The 21,427-nt window shown below is 52.3% G+C and carries 17 protein-coding genes; 13 read left to right on the forward strand and 4 right to left on the reverse strand.

The window, feature by feature from the left end:
- Positions 1-42 precede the first annotated feature (42 nt).
- Entirely contained in the window at positions 43-999 is a 957-nt protein-coding gene (locus LPB400_RS01965; protein ID WP_107792279.1) for a DUF2167 domain-containing protein, read from the reverse strand.
- 443 nt (positions 1,000-1,442) lie between these two features.
- Between LPB400_RS01965 and LPB400_RS01970 the strand changes: the two genes are divergently transcribed.
- The 9 genes from LPB400_RS01970 to LPB400_RS02010 all read left to right on the forward strand — a co-directional run bounded on the left by LPB400_RS01970 (position 1,443) and on the right by LPB400_RS02010 (position 8,301).
- Positions 1,443-1,781, forward strand: coding sequence for a hypothetical protein (locus tag LPB400_RS01970; RefSeq protein WP_004519158.1), 339 nt, complete (start codon positions 1,443-1,445; stop codon positions 1,779-1,781).
- 59 nt (positions 1,782-1,840) lie between these two features.
- Entirely contained in the window at positions 1,841-2,176 is a 336-nt protein-coding gene (locus LPB400_RS01975; protein WP_070461010.1) for a zinc ribbon domain-containing protein YjdM, read from the forward strand.
- Positions 2,177-2,393: 217 nt separating this feature from the next.
- Complete coding sequence (recQ, locus tag LPB400_RS01980) at positions 2,394-4,703, forward strand: DNA helicase RecQ (RefSeq protein WP_070461013.1); 2,310 nt, start codon at positions 2,394-2,396, stop codon at positions 4,701-4,703.
- 222 nt (positions 4,704-4,925) lie between these two features.
- Positions 4,926-5,375, forward strand: coding sequence for an HvfX family Cu-binding RiPP maturation protein (locus LPB400_RS01985; RefSeq protein ID WP_004519155.1), 450 nt, complete (start codon positions 4,926-4,928; stop codon positions 5,373-5,375).
- Positions 5,376-5,471: 96 nt separating this feature from the next.
- On the forward strand, positions 5,472-5,789 hold the full coding sequence (locus tag LPB400_RS01990; RefSeq protein ID WP_070461015.1) for an HvfA family oxazolone/thioamide-modified RiPP metallophore: 318 nt from the start codon (positions 5,472-5,474) through the stop codon (positions 5,787-5,789).
- An 86-nt stretch (positions 5,790-5,875) separates the two neighbouring features.
- Positions 5,876-6,718 carry an HvfB family MNIO-type RiPP peptide maturase gene (locus tag LPB400_RS01995; RefSeq protein WP_070461018.1) on the forward strand — a complete coding sequence of 281 codons (843 nt, stop codon included), beginning with the start codon at positions 5,876-5,878 and terminating at the stop codon, positions 6,716-6,718.
- Complete coding sequence (locus LPB400_RS02000) at positions 6,708-7,394, forward strand: HvfC family RiPP maturation protein (protein ID WP_219089208.1); 687 nt, start codon at positions 6,708-6,710, stop codon at positions 7,392-7,394. Before LPB400_RS01995 ends, LPB400_RS02000 begins: the two co-directional genes overlap by 11 nt.
- A 142-nt stretch (positions 7,395-7,536) precedes the next feature.
- Positions 7,537-8,115 (forward strand): sigma-70 family RNA polymerase sigma factor, encoded by a 579-nt coding sequence (locus LPB400_RS02005; RefSeq protein WP_049349246.1) that lies wholly within the window; start codon positions 7,537-7,539, stop codon positions 8,113-8,115.
- A gap of 12 nt (positions 8,116-8,127) precedes the next feature.
- Complete coding sequence (locus LPB400_RS02010; protein WP_219089210.1) at positions 8,128-8,301, forward strand: zf-HC2 domain-containing protein; 174 nt, start codon at positions 8,128-8,130, stop codon at positions 8,299-8,301.
- A gap of 239 nt (positions 8,302-8,540) precedes the next feature.
- Here LPB400_RS02010 and LPB400_RS02015 read toward each other — a convergent pair whose 3' ends face one another.
- Positions 8,541-12,689 carry a translocation/assembly module TamB domain-containing protein gene (locus tag LPB400_RS02015; RefSeq protein ID WP_219089212.1) on the reverse strand — a complete coding sequence of 1,383 codons (4,149 nt, stop codon included), beginning with the start codon at positions 12,687-12,689 and terminating at the stop codon, positions 8,541-8,543.
- Positions 12,690-12,769: 80 nt separating this feature from the next.
- A complete protein-coding gene (locus tag LPB400_RS02020; RefSeq protein WP_219089214.1) occupies positions 12,770-14,611 on the reverse strand; it encodes an autotransporter assembly complex protein TamA in 1,842 nt (613 codons plus the stop codon).
- 449 nt (positions 14,612-15,060) lie between these two features.
- Here LPB400_RS02020 and sstT point away from each other — a divergent pair, with 449 nt between their 5' ends.
- Both sstT and LPB400_RS02030 read left to right on the forward strand, forming a co-directional pair.
- Positions 15,061-16,284, forward strand: a complete 1,224-nt coding sequence (sstT, locus tag LPB400_RS02025) for a serine/threonine transporter SstT (protein WP_219089216.1) — start codon at positions 15,061-15,063, stop codon at positions 16,282-16,284.
- Between the two features lie 227 nt (positions 16,285-16,511).
- Positions 16,512-18,368: an ABC transporter ATP-binding protein gene (locus tag LPB400_RS02030; protein ID WP_219089219.1), complete on the forward strand. Its 1,857-nt coding sequence runs from the start codon at positions 16,512-16,514 to the stop codon at positions 18,366-18,368.
- A 110-nt stretch (positions 18,369-18,478) separates the two neighbouring features.
- On the opposite strand, the gene LPB400_RS02035 is transcribed toward LPB400_RS02030, so the two are convergent.
- The gene (locus tag LPB400_RS02035) at positions 18,479-19,207 is read right to left on the reverse strand and encodes a TIGR00730 family Rossman fold protein (protein WP_003686578.1); all 729 of its coding nucleotides are present in this window, start codon (positions 19,205-19,207) and stop codon (positions 18,479-18,481) included.
- A 141-nt stretch (positions 19,208-19,348) separates the two neighbouring features.
- Between LPB400_RS02035 and truC the strand changes: the two genes are divergently transcribed.
- Entirely contained in the window at positions 19,349-20,065 is a 717-nt protein-coding gene (gene truC / locus LPB400_RS02040; protein WP_219089222.1) for a tRNA pseudouridine(65) synthase TruC, read from the forward strand.
- Positions 20,066-20,162: 97 nt separating this feature from the next.
- Positions 20,163-21,266 carry a peptide chain release factor 2 gene (gene prfB, locus LPB400_RS02045; protein ID WP_003681666.1) on the forward strand — a complete coding sequence of 368 codons (1,104 nt, stop codon included), beginning with the start codon at positions 20,163-20,165 and terminating at the stop codon, positions 21,264-21,266.
- Positions 21,267-21,427: the final 161 nt, after the last annotated feature.

Here is a 21,427-nt window from a genome sequence, read left to right on the forward strand (position 1 = left end):
TGAAATGTTTCAGACGGCCTTTTTATTTTGAACAGGATTTATTTATTCTTCTTCGTTCAGTTTATTTTTATCTTTTTTGCGCCACAGGCCTTTAAACAATGCGCCTGCTGCAACAGCACCGAAAATAATCAGTTTGCCGAATTTAGCCAGTAATGCGCCGACCAAAGCTAATAATCCCAGTTTTTTTGCAGCGATACCGCCAACCAAGGCAGCCAGTCCGTATTCAGCCACTTTGTCGGTTGCGGCATTGAAATCACTGTAGCGCTTGCCTTCATTGAATTCGATATTACCCAACAATTCTTGCACAATAGGTTTGTATTGATCTATGCTTTTCAAATCGGTGATCATAGTCAATTCAATATAGCCTTCGCGTCCCAGCTGGAAAGTATTGTAGTTGATGGCAGGATTGGGATCGGGTTCGTTTTTATTCAGAACGTCAATCGACCAAATCAGACGATGGGTCTTTGCATCATATTGCGGTTTTTCTACCCAGCCGCGTGTTTCCAATTCCGGCAGGTTGCGGGAGGCACGCTCTTTATTTTGTTCCTCGGTGCCTTCTTTCAGTTGCTCGAGCATGGCCTCAACATCCCATTCTTTGGCATCATCGTCTTTGATATAGCCGGAATCGGTAAAGGTTAGGTCTACCATCCAATTAGTATCACCGTCCTCGTTTTCCGACTCGGGGAGAATCAGGCCGTAGCGGTTGGGGTCTGTGGCGTTGCCTGCTTCCCTCATCATGGCATTGGCGCGATTTTTTTTCACAAAGACCATTTTTGCAGGCAGTTTCAGTTTGGCCTGATTGCCCAAATCAACGGTTGCTGGGCCTTGGACGATCTGGTCGTCAACGTAGTTTGCGATAGAGTCTGAGGCTTGTTGCGCTTCTTGCCCGGATGCCTCAACGGCAGAAGCGGTATCAGCGTTGGCTGCAGAAGCCGGTAGGGTTTGGATAGATAGTAGGGCTGCCAAAACGGCATAGGCGAGACGGTTGCTTTTCATCATAGGGTTCTCATGAAAGAAGAATTAAAAAGATGCAGACAGCCGCAACACCATATGCTCCGGCATGACTAAAGGGTAAATTTTACAATAAATAAATCATATTTACATATTTAAATATGACTGTAATTTAAAAAATACAGGAAAGCTTTTTGACGAGAGGCAGAGCCATCATTGTGAAACTCAAAAAGGCCGTCTGAAAATTTTTCAGACGGCCTTTTATAATAAAACCAGAAAATAATGGAATAAGGCGGAGAATATGAGAAAATAATAGCCGCCTGCCTGCCACAACAGTTGATTGAATTAACTTTTATCGGCAGCCTGAATGTCCGGATTGGATAAAATAAGCCGTCAAGAACAAAGACCAACAAGCATATTATGTAAACTTGGCGGCTGAAAAATCGGCTCTGCACTTTACTTTACAAATCAACAACTTTAAAGGAAAACCCATGAAAAAAACCTTACTTGCCCTGATGATGCTATCTGCCGCCGCCGCGTATGCCGGTGAGGCGGAAGACCGTTTGCTGTCCGTCCAATCGGTTTACCGTGCCGCTTTGCATGAGCAAAACAGCAACGACAGCAAAATCATTTCCCTGCAAAGCGATTTGGAAAGCGCGCAGCGCCGTTTACAGGCCGCACAATCCGATATTGACCGTTTGAAAGGCGAAATTCAGACGGCCTTGGCTCAGAAAGAGCAGCAAAATGCCAAGCTGCAACAAGCCGGCCAGATGTTGGACGCGGCTTGGAATGCCGTTTACGGCGTAGGCGGCAGCAAGGCGAATCAATAATTTAGACATTGTATTATTTGCGTTTTACGCTTCTTTTATCATATTTATAAGGAAACCTCATGTCCCTACCCCCCTGCCCGAAATGCCACTCGGAATACACTTACGAAGACGGCACTCAATACGTTTGCCCTGAGTGCGCCCATGAGTGGAACGAGGCCGATGCTGCGGCTGCAAGCGATGATGCCTTGGAAGTCAAAGATGCCAACGGCGCAGTCTTGCAAGATGGCGATACGGTTGTCTTGATTAAAGATTTGAAAGTCAAAGGCAGCTCTATGGTTATCAAGCAAGGCACCAAAGTCAAAGGCATCCGCTTACAAGAGGGCGACCACAATATCGGTTGCAAAATCGATGGCAGCGCGATGAACTTGAAATCTGAGTTCGTCAAAAAAGCCTAAAGATTTTATTTTTGAAAGGCCGTCTGAAATCCGAAGATTAGGATTTCAGACGGCCTTTGTATATTTCATTCAAAATAAAATAAATCTTTATTTAAACTTAAATAAATTGAATAGATTTGAATTTCAGGCCGTCTGAAAAAGCGGTGGCAAAATGTTCCGCACATACGCGGGTGCAAAACCGTTAAAATAACGCTTTCCCCTATTCTACGGAACCATTATGCCTCAGCCGACCGCCAAACAGATTTTGCACGAAGTATTCGGTTATCCCGAATTTCGTGGCAAGCAGGAGGCTATCGTCAATGCTTTGGCCGGTGGCGAGAGTTTGATGGTGCTGATGCCGACGGGCGGGGGCAAGTCTTTGTGTTACCAGATTCCGGCGCTGATGTGCGAAGGCGTGGCGGTTGTCGTATCGCCGCTGATTGCGCTGATGAACGACCAAGTAGCCAGCCTGCATGTGGCCGGGATTGAAGCGGCGGCAGTCAACAGCAGCACATCGGCAGATGAGGCGCGCGATATTGCCGACAAGCTTGCCCAAGGCCGTCTGAAACTGCTTTATGTCGCACCGGAACGCTTGGTTACCGACCGCTTTTTGCGTTTTCTCGACCAACAAACCGTCAGCCTGTTTGCTATTGATGAGGCGCATTGCGTCAGCCAATGGGGACACGATTTCCGCCCCGAATATCAACAGCTCGGCATGCTTGCCGAACGCTATCCGAACGTCCCGCGCATCGCCCTGACCGCTACCGCCGATGCGGCCACGCGCGCCGACATCAAGCATTATCTGCACTTGGACAATGCGCCCGAATTTATCTCCAGCTTTGACCGTCCGAATATTTATTATCAGGTTATCGAAAAAAATAATGGCAAAAAACAATTGTTGGATTTCATCCGCAAGCAGATGCATGGGCAAAGCGGCATTGTGTATTGTTTGAGCCGCAAAAAAGTCGAGGATGTGGCGCAGTTTTTGTGTGAAAACGGCTTGGAGGCGATTCCGTATCATGCCGGTTTGAGCATGGACGTGCGCGAGGAAAACCAACGCCGCTTTACGCATGAAGACAATATTATCGTGGTGGCGACCGTGGCGTTCGGCATGGGCATAGACAAACCCGACGTGCGCTTTGTCGCCCATCTCGATATGCCCCAGAGTGTCGAACATTTCTATCAGGAATCGGGACGCGCCGGCCGGGACGGGCTGCCTGCCGTGAGCTGGCTGTGTTACGGCTTGAACGATTGGGTGTTGCTGCGAGAACGGATTGCCGAAGGCAACAGCGACGAAGTGCAAAAGCAAATCGAAATGCAAAAACTCGATGCCATGCTTTCCGTCTGCGAAACCGCCGCCTGCCGCCGCGTACTGCTGCTCAAACATTTCGGCGAAGAATCCGAACCCTGCGGCCATTGCGACAACTGCCTGCATCCGCCCGTGCGGTTTGACGGTACGGTGTTGGTGCAAAAATTACTCAGCTGCGTGTACCGCGCCGGACAACGTTTTGCCGCTGGTTACATCACCAACCTTTTGCGCGGCAAAAGCGACGATTGGATACAGCGCAACGGCCATGACAAGTTATCCACATTCGGCATTGGCAGCGAACAGACTGACAAAGAATGGCGCAGCGTTATCCGCCAGTGCATCAGCTTGGGCTATCTCACCGTCAATGTCGAGCAACATCAAGCCCTGCAGCTGACCGAAGCGGCAAAAAAAGTCCTCAAGGGCGAAACCGAAGTTATGTTGCGTCCACTGCGCCGCGAAAAAACGGCTACCCAAAAACCGAAAGACGATTGGTTGCGTACCGAGCGCGAAGAGCGTTTGTGGCAGGCATTGCGTCAATGGCGGCAACAACGCGCCCGGGCAGAGGAAGTGCCGGCCTATGTGGTTTGCGGCGACAAAACCCTGCGCGATATTGTCGAAAAAATGCCCCGAAGGTTGGAAGATTTACATCAAATCTACGGCTTGGGTGAGGCGAAAATCAATAAATTCGGTTTGGAGATACTCGACGTTTGCGAAACGGCTGAAGCCGGTACGGTTTCCACAGACAGCGCACAAGTTATCCACAGCTTGAGCGAGCGCGAACAGGCCTTAAAACGGGCTTTGGAAACTTGGCGCGAGCAGCAGGCAAGTGCCGATCAAGTAACGCTGGGTACGGTATTCTCCAACGAAAGCATGGATGATTTGTTGACCAATACGCCTGCCGAACCCATCGACCTTTTAGGTGTGTATAAGCTCGGCGAAAAACGTATAGAGCAATACGGCGAGGGCATTTTAAACATCTGCCGCCCGTTTTCAGACGGCCTGAGTGAAGAGGACAAACGCAAACGCCGATTGATGCGCTGCCTGCTTCAGTGGAACATCGATACTGCCCGCCATGAAGGCCTCGAAGCCTATCAGATATGCAGCAAAGTTACCCTGCGCGCGATTGCCGCCCGACGGCCGCAAGATTTGGCGGAGTTGGCGGAAATCCACGGCATGAATGAGGAGAAAATCGACAAATACGGCGCAGAAATTGTCGAATTGTGTAAACAAGCGGATTGATTGACCGCGTTCATCATTAAAGGCCGTCTGAAACCCAATCAAGCATGGTGTTTCAGACGGCCTTTTGAATTTTTAATCTTTATAAAACAATGAATAAGAAAATAACTTTATTTATTTCGTCAGTTTTTTAAAGCTGCCGCGTCTAAACAGGCATGAAATATGGGATGGTGCCGATTGATTTTTCGTCCCATCCCATTCAACACACATTGATTAGGAAAATAAATGAACACCTCATCCAACCCCTCTTGGCAGGCTGCTTTCGGTTTGTTGACGCTCAGGCTTTTTGCCGCGTATGAATTTCTTGAGTCCGGTTTGGAAAAATGGAACGGGGAAAACTGGTTTGCAGAAATAAACAGTCAATTTCCCTTTCCGTTCAATTTGTTGTCGGATACGGTCAACTGGAATTTGGCCATGTGGGCGGAACTGGTTTTGCCTGCGCTGCTCATCGTCGGCTTGGCAACGCGGCTGTCCGCGCTGGGATTGATGGTCGTAACGGCTGTCGCATGGTCTGCGGTACATGCCGGCTTGGGTTACAATGTGTGCGACAACGGTTATAAAATAGCACTGATTTATTTGGTGGTTTTATTTCCTGTCCTATTGCAGGGCGCAGGCCGTCTGTCTTTGGATGCCCTGCTGAAGAAACGCTGTTGCCGTATCAAGCATTTTCTTTAAGGATTATCTTTAAGGATTAATGGTCGCGGGCCGACTTTAAATGCCCGATATTATCCCTTGATTTATTTAAACTCGTATTTTAAAAAGGAAGTTAAAATGAAAAAAAATGTAGCTGCTGCTTTGGCCGGTGCACTGTCCCTGTCTCTGGCTGCCGGCGTTGTTGCCGCTGATAAACCGTTCAGCAGCAAAGCAGGTGTTCAAAAATCTGCTCAAGGCTCTTGCGGTGCGGTTAAAGCCGGTGAAGGTTCATGCGGTGCAAGCGCTGTTTCTAAAGCAAGCGAAGGCAAATGTGGCGAAGGCAAATGCGGTTCAACCGTGGAAAAAGCCCACGCTAAAAAAGGCAAAGCATCTAAAGCTAAAGCTGCCAAAGTAGTAGAAGGTAAATGCGGCGAAGGTAAATGCGGTTCTAAATAATCCTGCAACATACCTTTAACAAAGTCGCATTTTATAAACAAAAATGCGACTTTGTCGTTCATACGGCATCATAACAGGACATCACCATGATTCAACACGCAGGCTTGGGCTACCGCCGCGACTTGGCGGAAGACTTCCTCTCGCTTTCAGACGACAGCCCGATACGCTTTATCGAAGCCGCCCCCGAAAACTGGCTGAAAATGGGCGGCAGGGCGCGCAAACAGTTTGACCGCGTGGCGGAACGGCTGCCGCTGGCGTTGCACGGATTATCCATGTCGTTGGGCGGACAAGCACCGCTGGATACTGCCTTGATAGACGGAATCAAAGAAATGATGCGCCGTTATGACTGCACGTTTTTCTCCGACCATTTGAGCTATTGCCACGACGGCGGTCATCTTTACGATTTGTTGCCGCTGCCTTTCACTGATGAGATGGTGAAACATACCGCGCGCCGTATCCGCGAAGTGCAAGACCGTTTGGGCTGCCGCATCGCCGTGGAAAACACCTCCTACTACCTGCATTCTCCGCTTGCCGAGATGAACGAAGTCGAGTTCCTCAACGCGGTTGCCCGTGAAGCCGACTGCGGCATTCATTTGGATGTGAACAATATTTACGTCAACGCCGTCAATCACGGCCTGTTGTCGCCCGAAGCCTTTTTAGAAAATGTGGACGCAGAGCGCGTGTGCTATATCCACATTGCCGGACATGACGTCGAAACGCCGGAATTGTTGATTGATACGCATGGCGCGGCGGTTTTGCCGACCGTTTGGGATTTACTCGAACTGGCCTATGCCAAACTGCCGACGATTCCGCCCACCCTGTTGGAACGCGATTTCAATTTCCCGCCTTTTGCCGAACTCGAAGCCGAAGTCGCTAAAATCGCCGACTATCAAATGCGTGCCGGAAAGGAATACCGCCGTGCAGCCTGAAACCTCCGCCCAATATCAACACCGCTTTGCCCAAGCCATACGCGAAGGCAAAGCCGAAGACGGATTGCCGCAAGAGCGTCTGAACGTCTATATCCGCCTGATACGCAACAATATTCACAGCTTTATCGACCGCTGTTATACCGAAACGCTGCAATACTTTGACAGCGAAGAATGGGGCCGTCTGAAAGAAGGTTTCGTCCGTGACGCGCGCGCCCAAACGCCCTATTTTCAAGAAATCCCCGGCGAGTTCCTCCAATATTGCCAAAGTCTGCCGCTTTCAGACGACCTCTTGGCATTGATGGACTTTGAACACACCCAGCTGCTCGCCGAAACCGCGCAAACCGACAGCCAAGCAGTCCATACCGATTCAGACGATTTGGCTTACACCCTTTCTCCCGCCGCCTTTGTGCGCCGTTATCAGTATGACGTGACGGACGAATTGCATGAGGCGGAAACCGCCGTTTTGGTGTGGCGCGATAAGGAAGACGACGTGATGTACCAAACCCTCGACGGTTTCGACGCCTTATTGCTGGAAACGCTGGCAGAGACGCCCACTTCCCTAAACGGCCTGCAAACCATGCTGGCAGAGTTCATGCCGTCTGAAAACGCTTGGCAGGACGCATTAAGGCAGAAATGGACGGATTGGTGGGAACAGGGCATTTTGGTTGCGGCATAAATCAAGGCCGTCTGAAACGGGCGCAGTCGGTTTCGGTAAAACAAAAATACTACTGAAATCGTTTATAGATTCAATCGCATGCTCTTGCCGTATCAGCGTAAAATCAAAAGTATATTGATCATTCATTTCATACTGATACATTATGGCCCTACCCGAACTGACCGATGCCGAGCTTGCCGAATCCCGTAAACTGCTGCTGCGCTTTGCCCATATCCAGCTGCCCGACCGCCCCGATTTGGCGGAAGACCTCGTACAGGAAACCATGCTTTCCGCCTACCGCGCGGCCGAAGGTTTCAAAGGAGATGCACAAGTGAGTAGCTGGTTGTTTGCAATCTTAAAAAACAAAATTACCGACTGCCTGCGCCAAATCGGGCGGCAACGCCAAGTTTTCGTCACGCGCGACGAGGAAGCCTTGGATGAAGCTTTTGAAGGACATTTTGCCGCAGACGGGCATTGGACAGACGAAGGACAGCCTCAGGGTTGGGACTCGCCCGAAGCCAGTTTGAACAATAAAGAGTTCTACCAGGTTTTGCAGACCTGCCTCTACCATCTGCCGGAAAACACCGCTCGCGTGTTTACCATGAAAGAGATTCTCGGATTTTCAAGCGATGAAATCCGCGAGCAATGCGGCATCAGCCATGCCAACTACCACACCATCATGCACCGCGCGCGCGAAACCTTGCGCCAGTGCCTGCAAATCAAATGGTTCTCCCATGTCTGACAGGAAAACGCCATGAAAAAATGCCGCAAAATAACCGATCTGATTTCCAAACAGCAAGACCAAGTGCATCTCAGTCTTTTTAACCGCATTGCCCTTGCCGTCCACCTGTCGCTCTGCCCCCGTTGCCGCGAATATAAGAAACAGCTCGCATTAATTAGCAACGCCATGCATAAGATGTTTCGATGATTCAAAAAAGGCCGTCTGAAACCTACCCCTGTCCGTTTCAGACGGCCTTTTTGTGTCCGCTTGATTTATCGCTAACCTTGAATAAGCCGTGGCTGGCCGCCCACTTTTTTAGTTGCCTTTATTTTCAAACTTACGCTGTCGGCCTTTGTCTTTTGAGGCATGGGAGAAAGATTCTAATACGGTAGAACAAGATAAAGGCCGTCTGAAAGATGAATTTCAGACGGCCTTTTTCACGGCTTTTAGTGTTGTTCTTCCGGCTCGGGTTCGTCTTTGCCGAACCAGTTGTCAAAGCGGATGGTGTATTTCAATTCGCCGCCGGAGGAGCGCGTGCCGATGCGGGCAACGGCTTGGATAGCGCGGGTCAGTTGGTACACGAGTTTGACGGATTGTTCGGCGCTGGAGATGCCGTATTCGTAACCTGCGTAGAGGTTGTTGGTGAGCTGTTTGCCGACGGTCAGGACTTGTTCGGCAGGGTTGAGCTCGCCGGTTTGGGCGTTGCGGCTGCGTTTGCTGGTAAAGCCCAAATCATCGACAAGGCCGATGCGGTCGTTGACTTGACCGGCAAGCAGCGCGCTGGCGGCAGCGGAGAGTGTGGCGTTGTCGCCGTCGCTGCCGCTGCTGGCACGGTTGAGGATGAGCCAGGAGAGTTTGTCTTTTTCACTCATGGCTTCTTTGGCAACCAAGGTCACGCGCGGATTGCTGAGGCTGCCGAGGACTTCGACACCTGCGCCGACCGGGGAGAGACGACGTTCGGCACGGATGTTGAGGTTCGGATCGGTCAGCGGGCCGACAAAGGAAACCGAGCCTTTGGTGATGTCGAGGTCTTGGCCGTAGGCTTTGTAGCGGCCTTTGACAACGCGCACGGTACCGACGCCTTGGACGGCTTCGCCCGGATGTGATGTGATGGCCAGTTTGCCGCCGATGGTAACGTCTGCGCCGTAGCCGACAAAACGGACATTGTCGTTGATGTTCAAGACAAGGTTCATATTAATCGGCGTGGTGGCCGTTGCTTCTTTTTTGGTTTCGCCCAGTACAACCACATCATCGTCGAGGGTCGGCATGGAGGATTTTTGCGAACCAAATCTGCCGTAGTCGGTGTTGAGCGTGCCGTTGAGCGATACGCCTTTTTCCGGATTGTAGAGGACTTTGGCCGCGCCGGAGAGCTGCAGTTGGCGGTTTGGACGCGAGAGGGTGCGGTATTTGTCGAAGACGATGTCCACGTCGACATCGGGGTTGGCGTTGGCAAGGTTGACCGCACCTTTGAGCTCAATCGTGCCGCCACGGTGGAATTTGAGGCTGTCGATCACCCATTTTTGACCCTGCAGGCGCGAACGCAATACGCCGTTGTCGAGAATCAGGCCTTGGGTTTGATGGCGGTAGTAGAGGTTGTCGCCGTTAATCAGGCCGCTTAGTTGCGGATCGTTCAGACGGCCTGCCAAGTTGACGGCGGCGTTCAGACGGCCTTTGAGGGTTTGGCCGACGGGCAGGAAGTTGCGGAAGACTTCGAGGTTGGCGACGTTCAGGTTGAGTTTGCCGCTCAGAGGGGCAGTGTCGAAGCTGGTGCCTTGGCCGATGTTGACGGTACCGTCGGCACGGCCGTAATTGGTTTGGAGGTCGAGGTTGCTGTTGACGGTGGGCGAACCGAGTCGGCCGCCGATGGTGGCGGTCGCGTTCAGACGGCCTGCAATGCCTTGGGCTGTCGCCGGCATAAAGGATTTGAGCGAGCCTAAATCGGGAACGCTGATATTGACTTTGCCGCTGACGGGGGCGTTGTTGATGTTGTTGCCGAACTGTTGGGCGATGCCGAGCGTGCCGTCAACTTTGCCGAAGCGGGTGTTGCCTTCCAGCGTGCTGTCGATGCGGCCGTTTTGGAAACGGGTGCGCAGGGCGAGCGCGGAAAGTCCCAAAGGCTGTTTGTTTTTCGGGTCTTTGCCCGGCAGGATGATGTCGCCGCTTTGACGGTTGATGTTGAGGAAGCCACGCGCGTTTTGACTGTACGCCAAATCCCAGTCGCCGCCCAAAACGAGGTTGTGTTCGATAGGCGGGGTGTAGAAGTTGTGCAATTCGGTAATGTGCAGATTTTGTGCACTGCCTTTACTGGTAATGCCGGCTTTCTTGTCCCAAACGAAATTTTGCAGGTTGAGGCTGCCGCCCATAGCCGCCCAGCGTGCGCTGCTGAGGGAAACGCGTTCGCTGCCGGCTTCGAGGTTGAGGCGGTTTTGCAGTTTGAGGTTGAACGCGCCGTTGATATCGAGCGTGTCAACCGTGCCTTTCCATTGGGTTTGGTCTTTGTTGAGGCCGCCGGTGGCGTCGAGGTCGAGCTTGTAGCGTTTGTTGTCCACCGCCATGCTGCTGTTGCCGCGGATGTGGTGGTGCGAGCCTGTGCCACTGATGAGCAGGTTGACGTTGTCAATCATGGCCGCGCCGCCGGAGACGGCGATGTGTTCGCCTTTAATATCGGCACTCAACGGACGGTTGGTATCTGGCGAACCTTTAAGTTTGAAGTCGAGGGTGCGGATGTTGACGGTATCGGCGACTTTGAAGTTGCGCGCTTCGCCGTTCAAATCGGCTTCAAGGGTTTTGAGACCGTCTGAAAAACTGCCGGAGATGTAGCCGCGCGCGTTGAGCAGGCCGCCCAAGCCGAAGCCGAAACGCGACAAATCGGGGGCGGTAATGTTGAGGTTGAGGCGGTCGCCTTTTTTGCCAAAGCTGCCGTTAGTTTTGACGATGTTGCTGCCGAGGGTCAGGTCGGTCAGGGCGCGCGAGAGGTGTTTGTTTTCATAGGCGACGTCGGCTTTGCCGCTGAGCGGAACGCCGTTGAGCGTACTCGGTGCGAACTGCATTTTACCGGCGAATTTCTCTTGCGCCAGTATGCCGGTCAAGTTGATGTTGCCGTTGACGCTGCCTTGCGGAAGCTGCGGATCGATGCGCGCAGGGTTGAAGGCTTTGCTGACGATGTCCAGCTGCAGTTTGCGGTCTTTGAAGAGTTCGAGCGAGCCTTTGGCGTTGAGTTCGCCGCCGTTTTGCGGAACCAGGCGGACTTTGTCGAGCTTGAGTGTGCGCTGGCCGAGCTGTTTGTCGGTTTGGAAAAACAGCATGCCGTCTGTACGCGCGAATCCGCTGTCGAGATTCCAGTTGACGACGGGGGAGGAGGTTTCGCCTTTGACGTCGATACTGCCGTTCAGACGGCCTGCGATGTTTTGACGGACAAAGTCGTCTGCGCCGGTATTGTTGATGCCCAGTGCGAGTTTGAGTTGGTCTTGGGCGGTATCGATAGAGCCGGATACATCGATGCTGCCGTCTTTGAGCAGGCCGACGCCGATGTCTTCGATTTTGACCGTGCCTTTATCGTCGACGATGAATTCGCCGAGGATGCGTTTGACGGGGATATGGTTTTCATCGGCAAAACCGGCTTGGTCGTTTTCCAAGTCAATCGAGCCTTCCAACGCAACGCCGTCGGTAAAGGACGGAATGGTGGTGGCGTCGAAATTCAGGCGCGCTTTGGGCAGGGTGGGCAGGAAGGCCTGCGGATTGATGTTGGAACCTTTAACCAGGATTTCGCCGACGGTTTCGTTGAGGCTGTCGGCGAATGGGTGGATGGTGGATTTGGCAGACAAATGAACATTGTCGCCGTCGAGCAGTAGGTCGGTGTACACGTCTTGCAGGCTGCCCCACAGGCGCACCGTGCCGTGTATGGTTTCGCCCTCAAGCTGGCCTTTGGTGTAGATGGCGGTATTGAGGACGTAGGGTTTGTTCAAACCGAGCACCACCGCGCCTGTCGAGCTGCTCCAGGGCGTGTCGGCGGTTTTGATGTGGAGGCGGTGTTCTTTTTTGTCGTAATGATAGGCTGCGTGCAGATGGTCGAGATAGACGCTCTGCTTGTCAAAACGCTTGCCTACGCTGATTTTGCCGGTTTCCAAACGGTCGAGATAGGCGGTAACGGGCAGGTCTATGCTGTCAGGCAGGCCTTTTGAAGGCTCTTCTTCTTTGGGCGGCGTGCGCTTGGTCACAATGGCGATGTCGCCGGCCACGACTTCGGTAATGTGCAAAGACGGACGGAACAGCTCGGACGGTTTCCAATCAAAGCGGAAGCTGCTGATTTTGACATCCGCACCTTCTGTTTCAATCAACCATTTGTCGCCTTCAAAACCTTCAATCAGCGTGCCTTTCAGTGTGTCCGAAGAGATTTTGACGCCGAACCATGACGGGATCTTGTACAAACCGAAACGCAAACCCGATTCCGTACCGACCAGCCAGCCGATTGCGCCGGCAGAAACGGTCAATACGCTCAAGGCGGACAGGACAAAGCCGCGCAACAGGCGTTTTTTGCGTTTTGGCGGGGCAGGCTGTTGTTCAGACGGCGTGGAAGTGTTTGCAGTATCGGTCATGATATTTTTCTGTTTGTCTGTTGTTCAGACGGCCTGAAATGGCTGAGGCCGTCTGAAAGAATGGATGGTGAGTATGTTTGTTAAAACCTTGTGCCCAAGCTGATGTGCCAACGGATTTTTTTGTCGTGGTGGCCGTAGGCAATGTCGAAGGAGAACGGCGCAACCGGGCTGAACCAGCGCACACCCAAGCCGGTACCGTGTTTTAAGGTCATGTGTTTGAAGTTGCTTGCCGTATCGCCGACATCGTGGAAGATGGCGCCGGAGAAGCTTTTGGTGACCGGGAATTGATATTCGAGGCTGCCGACCACCAAGGCGCGTTGCGGCAGGACGGAGCCGTTGGGGCCGGCCAAGCCGATGCTGTCGAGTTCGTAACCGCGTACGGAAGTTGCGCCGCCGGTGCGGAACATCAGGCTGGACGGCACTTCTTCGCCCTCGCGGGCATAAACGTAGCCTGCCTGTCCGCGTACGATGAATGTACCGATTTTTTTGTTTTCAGGCGTGAAGAAATAGCCTGTGCGTGCTATGGCGCGTGCCATTTGGGTGGAGGAGAGGAATTTGCCCAAGGTCGTGCCGATTTTGCCGTCGAGGTAGTAGCCGTTTTGTGGGTGCAGCTCGGTTTCGATGCTTTGCCGTTTCCATGAGGCGGTCAGCATGGTGGCATGGCTTCGGCCCAAATCGTAGCTGGTGTAGGGGACTTTGCGGTCTTCGGTAATGAATTCGAGGCCGAAACGGGCATCGATATTGTTGCGGTCGCGGACATACCAAATACCGCTGGTCAGGGCGCGTTTTTCAAGGTTTTGCGTGGTCGAGCGGTTGTAGGAAACGTTGCTGGTCCAGTAGTTACCGCGGTTGTTGCGCGGTTGGCTGATACCGGCGGCCAGCGTGGTTTCGTATTTGTCCATGTCCCAAACGATGGAACCGATATAACCTTTGTTAAAGAGGTTGTAATAGTCGTAGGCGATGCGGCCGCCGATTCCGTATTCGGAGTCGTAGCGGATACCGGTTTCCAGTTTGTGGCGCTTGACTTCGGTCACGTTGATTTTGACGGGAACGCGGTCGCCTTGCAGTTGGTCGAAGTCGGCTTGTACGGACGCGCCGGAATAGTGGCCGTTTTGCTCGAGCGCCTGTTGCAGGTCGAGGATTTTGTCTAAGTCGTAAGGCGAACCGGGTTGGAAACGCGCCATGCCGGAAACCACGCTCTCAGGGTAGCGGCGTGTGCCGGTGATTTGGAAATCGCCGAAGTAAATGGGGCGGTTGCTCTCCACGATGACGTTCAAGTCGGCTTTTTGGGTATTGGGATTGATGGTGGCTTGGGTGGTGGTGAGTTTCGCCAAAGGATATTTTTTGCGTGTTACCGCGCTGAGTACGGAGGTTTTACTCGCACTCCAGCCGTCTTGGTCGAAGTTTTCGCCAACGGGCTGTTGCCAGTTTTCCATTGCATTTTGGTAGTATTCGGCCAAGTTGTCGTCATTCAATACGTCGCCGAGGATGGCCACGCTGACGTTGTCGACTTTGGTGCGCGGGCCGGGGGTGACGTTGACGGTATAGCTCTCGCCATGGTCTTGAATATTGACGTTGCTGTTGAAGTAGCCTTTGGTCCGGAGCATGGTTTTGACGTTGTCGGGCGCTTCTTCGGCGAGAAAGCCGACCTGCTCTTTGTCCAGTTCTTCGTCCTGCTGCTGGGTAATCAGCGGCAGGTATTCTTCAAGCATTTCTTTGATTTCGCTGTCTTGGGTGTCGATTTTGACGGGGAATTTGGGCTTGAGTTTGCCTGTTTGGTCGTCTTTGGGCTGCTTGGGCATTTCGGATTCGGGAACAGCCTCGTAGTCTTCCGCTTTGGGAACGGAAGTATCTACTGCCAACGCGTGTCCGTAGGCGAGCGCCAATGATGCAAATAAAACAGGGTAGGTCAGTTTGGTCATGATGTGTGTTCGACAGCGACAATTCTTCAGTTTGGGGATTTTAACATTATTTCTGCAAGGTTTCAGGCTATGGTTATAAACGGAAATTTAGCGCGATAATGTTGCAAAATGTGACGTAAGGGCGGATTTTGGTTTGTTTCTATCTGATTGTAATATTTATGTTTTTGTGTTTTAACTGATGAGGCTGCCTTTGTATTCGGCCTTATGGCGCAGATTTCAGGCCGTCTGAAAGCAAGATATAGAGAAGTAAAGCAACGGTATGGGCATACTTTAAAGTAGGGTTTGAGCAGTTTTGACCGTATTTTTGGCATAAAGTGCCAACCGTGTCATAAATGTTAAATTTTAATGCTGTTTTTGTGAGGTGTGCATGAAAACCTCGCCGACAAATGATTTTTTATTTTAGAATGTAAGACTTTTTTAACATATCTTTAAATTGTGAAGGAACGGATATGGCAAGTGGCAATCCGATTTTGAACGCGCTTAATCGCGTCAGCCTGGTGGCGCAAATCGCCATCGGCTTGGTTTTAGGTATTCTTGTGGGTGCAGTTTCGCCGCAAGTCGGTATCAGCGCAGGACTGCTGGGCAGCCTGTTTGTCGGTGCGCTTAAGGCTATCGCGCCGATTTTGGTATTTGTTTTGGTGACTGCCGCCATTGCGCAACACCAAAAAGGCAATCAGGCCCACATCAAACCGATTTTGATTTTGTATATTTTCGGTACGTTTGCTGCGGCTGTGGTGGCAGTCATTGCCAGTATGGCATTCCCGACCACGCTGATTCTGCGTACGGCCGGCGATGTATCCGTTGCGCCGCCTTCCGGCATTGTCGAAGTGCTGAAAACGCTGCTGATGAATTTGGTGGCCAACCCGATTAACGCGTTGGCCAATGCCAACTATATCGGCATTCTGGCTTGGGCTTTGGTATTGGGCGCGGCTTTGCGCCATCACGGTTCGGATACGACCCGTCAAGTGGCGGCCGACTTGGCCGATACCGTTTCGACCGTCGTGAAATGGATTATCCGTTTTGCGCCGCTGGGTATTTTCGGCTTGGTGTCTTCTACTATTGCGGAAACCGGTTTTGAAGCGCTTGCCGGCTATATGCAGCTGTTGGCCGTATTGCTCGGCTGTATGCTGTTTATCGCGTTGGTGGTCAACCCGATTATTGTGTGGACGCAAATCCGCAGCAATCCTTTCCCGCTGGTGTTTACCTGCCTGCGCGAAAGCGGCGTGTATGCCTTCTTCACCCGCTCTTCCGCCGCCAACATCCCTGTGAACATGGCATTGGCGAAAAAACTGGGTCTGCACGAAGACACTTACTCTATCTCCATTCCATTGGGTGCAACCATCAATATGGCTGGTGCGGCAATCACCATTACCGTTTTGGCGATGGCTGCGGCGCACACGCAAGGCATTACGGTTGACTTCGCCACTGCCCTGCTGCTGAGTCTGGTGGCTACCGTCAGCGCGTGCGGTGCATCCGGTGTGGCCGGTGGCTCATTGTTGCTGATTCCGTTGGCGTGCAGCCTGTTCGGTATCGATAATGATGTGGCCATGCAGGTGGTTGCCGTCGGCTTCATTATCGGCGTGATTCAAGACTCTGCAGAAACTGCATTGAACTCTTCTACCGACGTTTTGTTTACTGCCGCTGCCGATTTGGGTCGTCAACGTAAAGAGTGATTTTTAAGGGCAACCTAAATCCAGCAAAGGCCGTCTGAAAAGTTTCAGATGGCCTTTGTTTTATGCCAAGCAAAGGGATTTTTAGATGGTCAAGCCGATAGATTGGTTTGATCGGACTGACGGTATCCGCTGTCATCAGTTGGATTTTTCCCGTAAAATACAGTCTTGAATGTATTTGAACACCTCTTTTCAGACGGCCTGACCGTCTTATCAAATTTGCAAAAACAATGATTAAAAAAATATTCTCATGGTTCGAGTCCCGCATCGACCCTTATCCAGAAGCTGCTCCGAAAACGCCAGAAAAAGGGTTGTGGCGGTTTATTTGGAGCAACATTGAAGGCGTGCGCAAATGGATTGCCGTGTTGGCCGTGTTTACGGTCGGCGTCGGCATCATGGAAGCTTTGATGTTCCAATTTATGGGCAAGGTGGTCGACTGGCTCGGCACTTATACGCCGCAAACGCTGTTTGTTGAAAAAGGCCATGCATTAATCGGCATGATGGCCATGGTGGCATTTTTTGCCGTTTGGACCTTTTTTGCTTCCAATGTGCGCCTGCAAACCCTGCAAGGCGTGTTCCCCATGCGCCTGCGTTGGAATTTCCACCGCCTGATGCTGGGTCAAAGCCTGGGCTTTTATCAGGACGAATTTGCAGGACGCGTGTCCGCCAAAGTCATGCAGACCGCGCTGGCGCTGCGCGATGTCGTGATGACCGTTGCCGATATGGTTGTGTATGTGCTGGTGTACTTCATCACTTCCGGCGTGATTCTGTCCTCATTCGATGTTTGGCTTATTTTGCCGTTTATCTGCTGGATGATTGGATTCGCCATGATTATGCGCTTCCTGATTCCCAAACTCGGCAAAACCGCCGCGCGTCAGGCCGATGCGCGCTCGTTGATGACCGGCCGCATTACCGACGCCTATTCCAATATCGCCACCGTCAAACTCTTCTCCCACGGTGCTCGCGAGGCCGCCTATGCCAGGCAGTCGATGGAAGAGTTTATGGTGACCGTTCATGCCCAAATGCGGTTGGCTACGCTGCTGCACACCTGCAGCTTTATCGTCAACAGCTCGCTGACCGTCGGTACGACCGCCTTGGGCATTTGGCTTTGGTATCACGGCCAAGTCGGCGTAGGTGCTGTAGCTACGGCCACGGCCATGGCATTGCGTGTGAACGGTTTGTCGCAATACATCATGTGGGAGTCTGCCCGACTGTTTGAAAACATCGGTACCGTCAACGACGGCATGGCGACCCTGTCCAAACCCCACACCATCCTCGACAAACCGCACGCCCTGCCGCTGAAAGTCACCCGAGGCGAAATCAAGTTTGATCACGTCGATTTTTCCTACGAAGCAGGCAAACCGCTCCTCAACGGCTTTAATCTGAACATCAAACCCGGCGAAAAAGTCGGCTTGATCGGCCGCAGCGGTGCAGGCAAATCCACCATCGTCAACCTGCTCCTGCGCTTTTACGAACCGCAAAGCGGCACGATTTCGATCGACGGCCAAACCGTGGACAGCGTTACCCAAGAAAGCCTGCGCGCCCAAATCGGTTTGGTAACGCAAGATACTTCCCTGCTGCACCGCTCCGTCCGCGACAATATTATTTACGGCCGTCCCGATGCAACCGAAGCCGAGATGATTTCCGCTGCGGAACGCGCCGAGGCCTCCGGTTTTATTCCTAACTTAAGCGATGCCAAAGGCCGACGCGGCTATGATGCGCACGTTGGCGAACGCGGCGTGAAACTTTCCGGCGGCCAGCGCCAACGCATCGCCATCGCCCGCGTTATGCTCAAAGACGCGCCGATTCTGTTGCTTGACGAAGCCACCAGCGCGCTCGACTCCGAAGTCGAAGCCGCCATCCAAGAAAGCCTCGACAAAATGATGGAAGGCAAAACCGTGATTGCCATCGCCCACCGCCTCTCCACCATCGCCGCGATGGACCGCCTCATCGTCTTGGACAAAGGCCGCATCATCGAAGAAGGCAGCCACACCGAGTTGCTCGAGAAACAAGGCCTGTACGCCAAACTTTGGGCGCACCAAAGCGGCGGCTTCTTGAGTGAGCATGTCGAGTGGGAAAACAATTAACGCTTTGAAAGAAGATAAAAGGCCGTCTGAAAACATTTTCAGACGGCCTTTATTAATGAAGCAAAGGGTAGGTGGGATAACCGCCCTTTGTCAGTTGAAACCTTAGTTTTTTACAGCCCCAGTGACCAAGCATTTTGGTGTTCGGACAAGTCTTCCAGGCGGTTTTCGTAATGGGCGAAGATTTCTTCGATGATTTCGTCTTCGTCGTCGATGACTCGAATCAAGTTCAAATCCTCTTCCAAAATCAGGTTTCTGCCCAGCAACTGCTCGCGTATCCAGTCCAACAGTCCCGCCCAAAATGCTTTGCCCACTAAGATAATCGGGCGGTCGGGCGTTTTGCCGGTTTGCACCAAAGTCAGGCTTTCAAACAATTCGTCCAGCGTGCCGAAACCGCCGGGCATGACGACATACGCCACAGCGTGTTTGACGAACATGACTTTGCGCGGGAAAAAGTGTTGGAATTTAATCGACAAATCCTGATAGGGATTGGCTTTTTGCTCGTGCGGCAACACGATATTCAGCCCCACCGCCGGACTTGCGCCTGCAAACGCGCCTTTGTTGGCCGCTTCCATAATGCCCGGCCCGCCGCCGGAAATGACGGAAAATCCGGCATCCGACAGTTTGCGGGCCAAGCGCAATGTGAACTCGTAGTCGGGATGGTTTTCAGGCGTGCGCGCGCTGCCGTAAATGCTGACGGCTGGTTGAATGGCGCGCAATTCTTCGCCGGCTTCGACAAATTCGGAAATAATCTTCAATACATGATACGACTCACGCGCCTGAATATCGCGGCGGGTTTCGTCGGGCAGCATGGGTTTGGGCAGTTTTTTGAGCAGGCTCACGGCTTTTCCTTCGTGTTTTTATGTGCGGTATTGTAACCCGAAAGGGGCGAGCCGTCTGAAAGTTGGGTTTCGGCGGCAAGTGTGCCTGCTACATTTTCAAAAGCCCGTTACAATATCTGCTTTTATTTTCACTGCTCCGCCATGCTAGATATTATCCACCGCGACAGCCGCACCATCGCCGTCAACAAACCTGCCGGAATGCTGGTGCACCGAAGCTGGTTAGACAAACACGAAACCCGTTTTGCCGTGCAGACCCTGCGCGACCAAATCGGACAGCACGTCTATCCCGTCCACCGCCTCGACCGTCCGACTTCCGGCGTCTTGCTGTTTGCCCTCGATACGGAAGCCGCACGGTTATTGACGCAGCAGTTTGAAAACAAAGCCATCGAAAAAACTTATTGGGCCATCGTTCGCGGTCATCTGCCTTCAGACGGCCTGATTGATTATGCCCTCAAATATATGCCCGACAAAATCGCCGAAGCGCAGACCGAAGCCACATTGCAGGAAGCGCAAACCGCCTACCGCTGTCTGGCACAAACCGAGCTGCCGTTCCAGTCTGCCCTGCGTTATCCGACCTCGCGTTATTCGTGGGCCGAACTTAAGCCGCACACCGGCCGCAAACACCAACTCCGCCGCCATATGAAACACATTTTCCACCCCATCGTCGGCGACACCAACTACGGCGATTTGCGCCAAAACCATGCCGTTGCCGAACATATCGGCACGCAACGTCTGATGTTGCACGCGCGAAGCCTCAGTTTTCAAAGCATAGAAGACGGCAGCCGGATGACCGTGCAAGCGCCTATAGACAACGACTGGCGGCTTTGGATGGAAAAATTCAAAACCGAGGCCGTCTGAAAACCCGAACCGCACATTTTCAGACGGCCCGGTCATGGAAAAAAACAGGCAAATCCCTTACAATACGCCCCTAAAATTTTGAAAGAACACAAGAATCATGGAAGCCGAAGTAATCAACCAGCTTAACAACACCCTAAACGACCTGGAGAAGCGCAGCGAAGACATCCGCGTCTATATGGACTACCAAGGCAAAAAAGACCGCCTTGAAGAAGTCGTCGGCCTCTCCGAAGACCCGGAACTGTGGAACGACCCCAAACGCGCCCAAGAAATCGGCAAAGAGCGCAAAATCCTCGAAGGCATCGTGGTAACCCTCGACAACATCGCCACAGGCATCGAAGACAACCGTATGTTGATCGAAATGGCTGTTGAAGAAAACGACGAAGAAGGTTTCGCCGCCGTGCAGGAAGATGTGGCCGGTTTGGAAAAACAAATGGCCGACCTCGAATTCAAACGAATGTTCAACCAGCCTGCCGATCCGAACAACTGCTTTATCGACATTACCGCAGGCGCAGGCGGTACGGAAGCCGAAGACTGGGCAGGCATGCTGTTCCGCATGTACAGCCGTTACGCCGAGCGCAAAGGCTTCAAAATCGAAATCCTTGAGGAAGACGACGGCGAAATCGCAGGTATCAACCGCGCCACCATCCGCGTGGAAGGCGAATACGCCTACGGCTTGCTGCGTACCGAAACCGGCGTTCACCGCTTGGTGCGATACTCGCCGTTTGACTCCAACAACAAACGCCATACGTCTTTTTCATCCGTGTTCGTGTACCCCGAAATCGACGACTCCATCGAAATCGAAATCAACCCGGCCGATTTGCGTATCGACACCTATCGCGCATCCGGTGCCGGTGGTCAGCACATTAACAAAACCGACTCTGCCGTGCGTATTACCCACGAGCCGACAGGGATTGTAGTGCAATGTCAAAACGACCGCTCGCAACACGCCAACAAAGCTGCCGCGATGGAAATGTTGAAATCCAAACTGTACGAATTGGAAATGCGCAAACGCAACGAAGAGAAACAGGCGTTGGAAGAAGGCAAATCCGATGTGGGTTGGGGCAGCCAAATCCGCTCATACGTTTTGGACTCCTCACGCATCAAAGACTTGCGTACAGGCTACGAAGTCGGCAACACCAAAGCCGTATTGGACGGCGACTTGGACGGCTTCATCGAAGCCAGCCTGAAACAAGGTGTGTAAACCGTAAGAGATAAACAGGCCGTCTGAAAGGTTTCAGACGGCCTGTTTGTTGTTGAATATGGCAGTAACTATATCCACTCCGATGATTTATATTTCCAGCGGGTAAAAGGTTTTATCTATTTGAATAAGCTAAAGTCTTATCAGTCTAAATGGAATGCCGA

The organism is Neisseria perflava, assembly GCF_019334725.1.
Classification (GTDB): domain Bacteria; phylum Pseudomonadota; class Gammaproteobacteria; order Burkholderiales; family Neisseriaceae; genus Neisseria; species Neisseria subflava_A.

Bases quoted from the DNA above. Each gene is read 5' to 3' on its own strand.
- LPB400_RS01965 (WP_107792279.1), bottom strand. From the start codon at position 999: ATGATGAAAAGCAACCGTCTCGCCTATGCCGTTTTGGCAGCCCTACTA.
- LPB400_RS01970 (WP_004519158.1), top strand. From the start codon at position 1,443: ATGAAAAAAACCTTACTTGCCCTGATGATGCTATCTGCCGCCGCCGCG.
- LPB400_RS01975 (WP_070461010.1), top strand. From the start codon at position 1,841: ATGTCCCTACCCCCCTGCCCGAAATGCCACTCGGAATACACTTACGAA.
- recQ (WP_070461013.1), top strand. From the start codon at position 2,394: ATGCCTCAGCCGACCGCCAAACAGATTTTGCACGAAGTATTCGGTTAT.
- LPB400_RS01985 (WP_004519155.1), top strand. From the start codon at position 4,926: ATGAACACCTCATCCAACCCCTCTTGGCAGGCTGCTTTCGGTTTGTTG.
- LPB400_RS01990 (WP_070461015.1), top strand. From the start codon at position 5,472: ATGAAAAAAAATGTAGCTGCTGCTTTGGCCGGTGCACTGTCCCTGTCT.
- LPB400_RS01995 (WP_070461018.1), top strand. From the start codon at position 5,876: ATGATTCAACACGCAGGCTTGGGCTACCGCCGCGACTTGGCGGAAGAC.
- LPB400_RS02005 (WP_049349246.1), top strand. From the start codon at position 7,537: ATGGCCCTACCCGAACTGACCGATGCCGAGCTTGCCGAATCCCGTAAA.
- LPB400_RS02010 (WP_219089210.1), top strand. From the start codon at position 8,128: ATGAAAAAATGCCGCAAAATAACCGATCTGATTTCCAAACAGCAAGAC.
- LPB400_RS02015 (WP_219089212.1), bottom strand. From the start codon at position 12,689: ATGACCGATACTGCAAACACTTCCACGCCGTCTGAACAACAGCCTGCC.
- LPB400_RS02020 (WP_219089214.1), bottom strand. From the start codon at position 14,611: ATGACCAAACTGACCTACCCTGTTTTATTTGCATCATTGGCGCTCGCC.
- sstT (WP_219089216.1), top strand. From the start codon at position 15,061: ATGGCAAGTGGCAATCCGATTTTGAACGCGCTTAATCGCGTCAGCCTG.
- LPB400_RS02030 (WP_219089219.1), top strand. From the start codon at position 16,512: ATGATTAAAAAAATATTCTCATGGTTCGAGTCCCGCATCGACCCTTAT.
- truC (WP_219089222.1), top strand. From the start codon at position 19,349: ATGCTAGATATTATCCACCGCGACAGCCGCACCATCGCCGTCAACAAA.
- prfB (WP_003681666.1), top strand. From the start codon at position 20,163: ATGGAAGCCGAAGTAATCAACCAGCTTAACAACACCCTAAACGACCTG.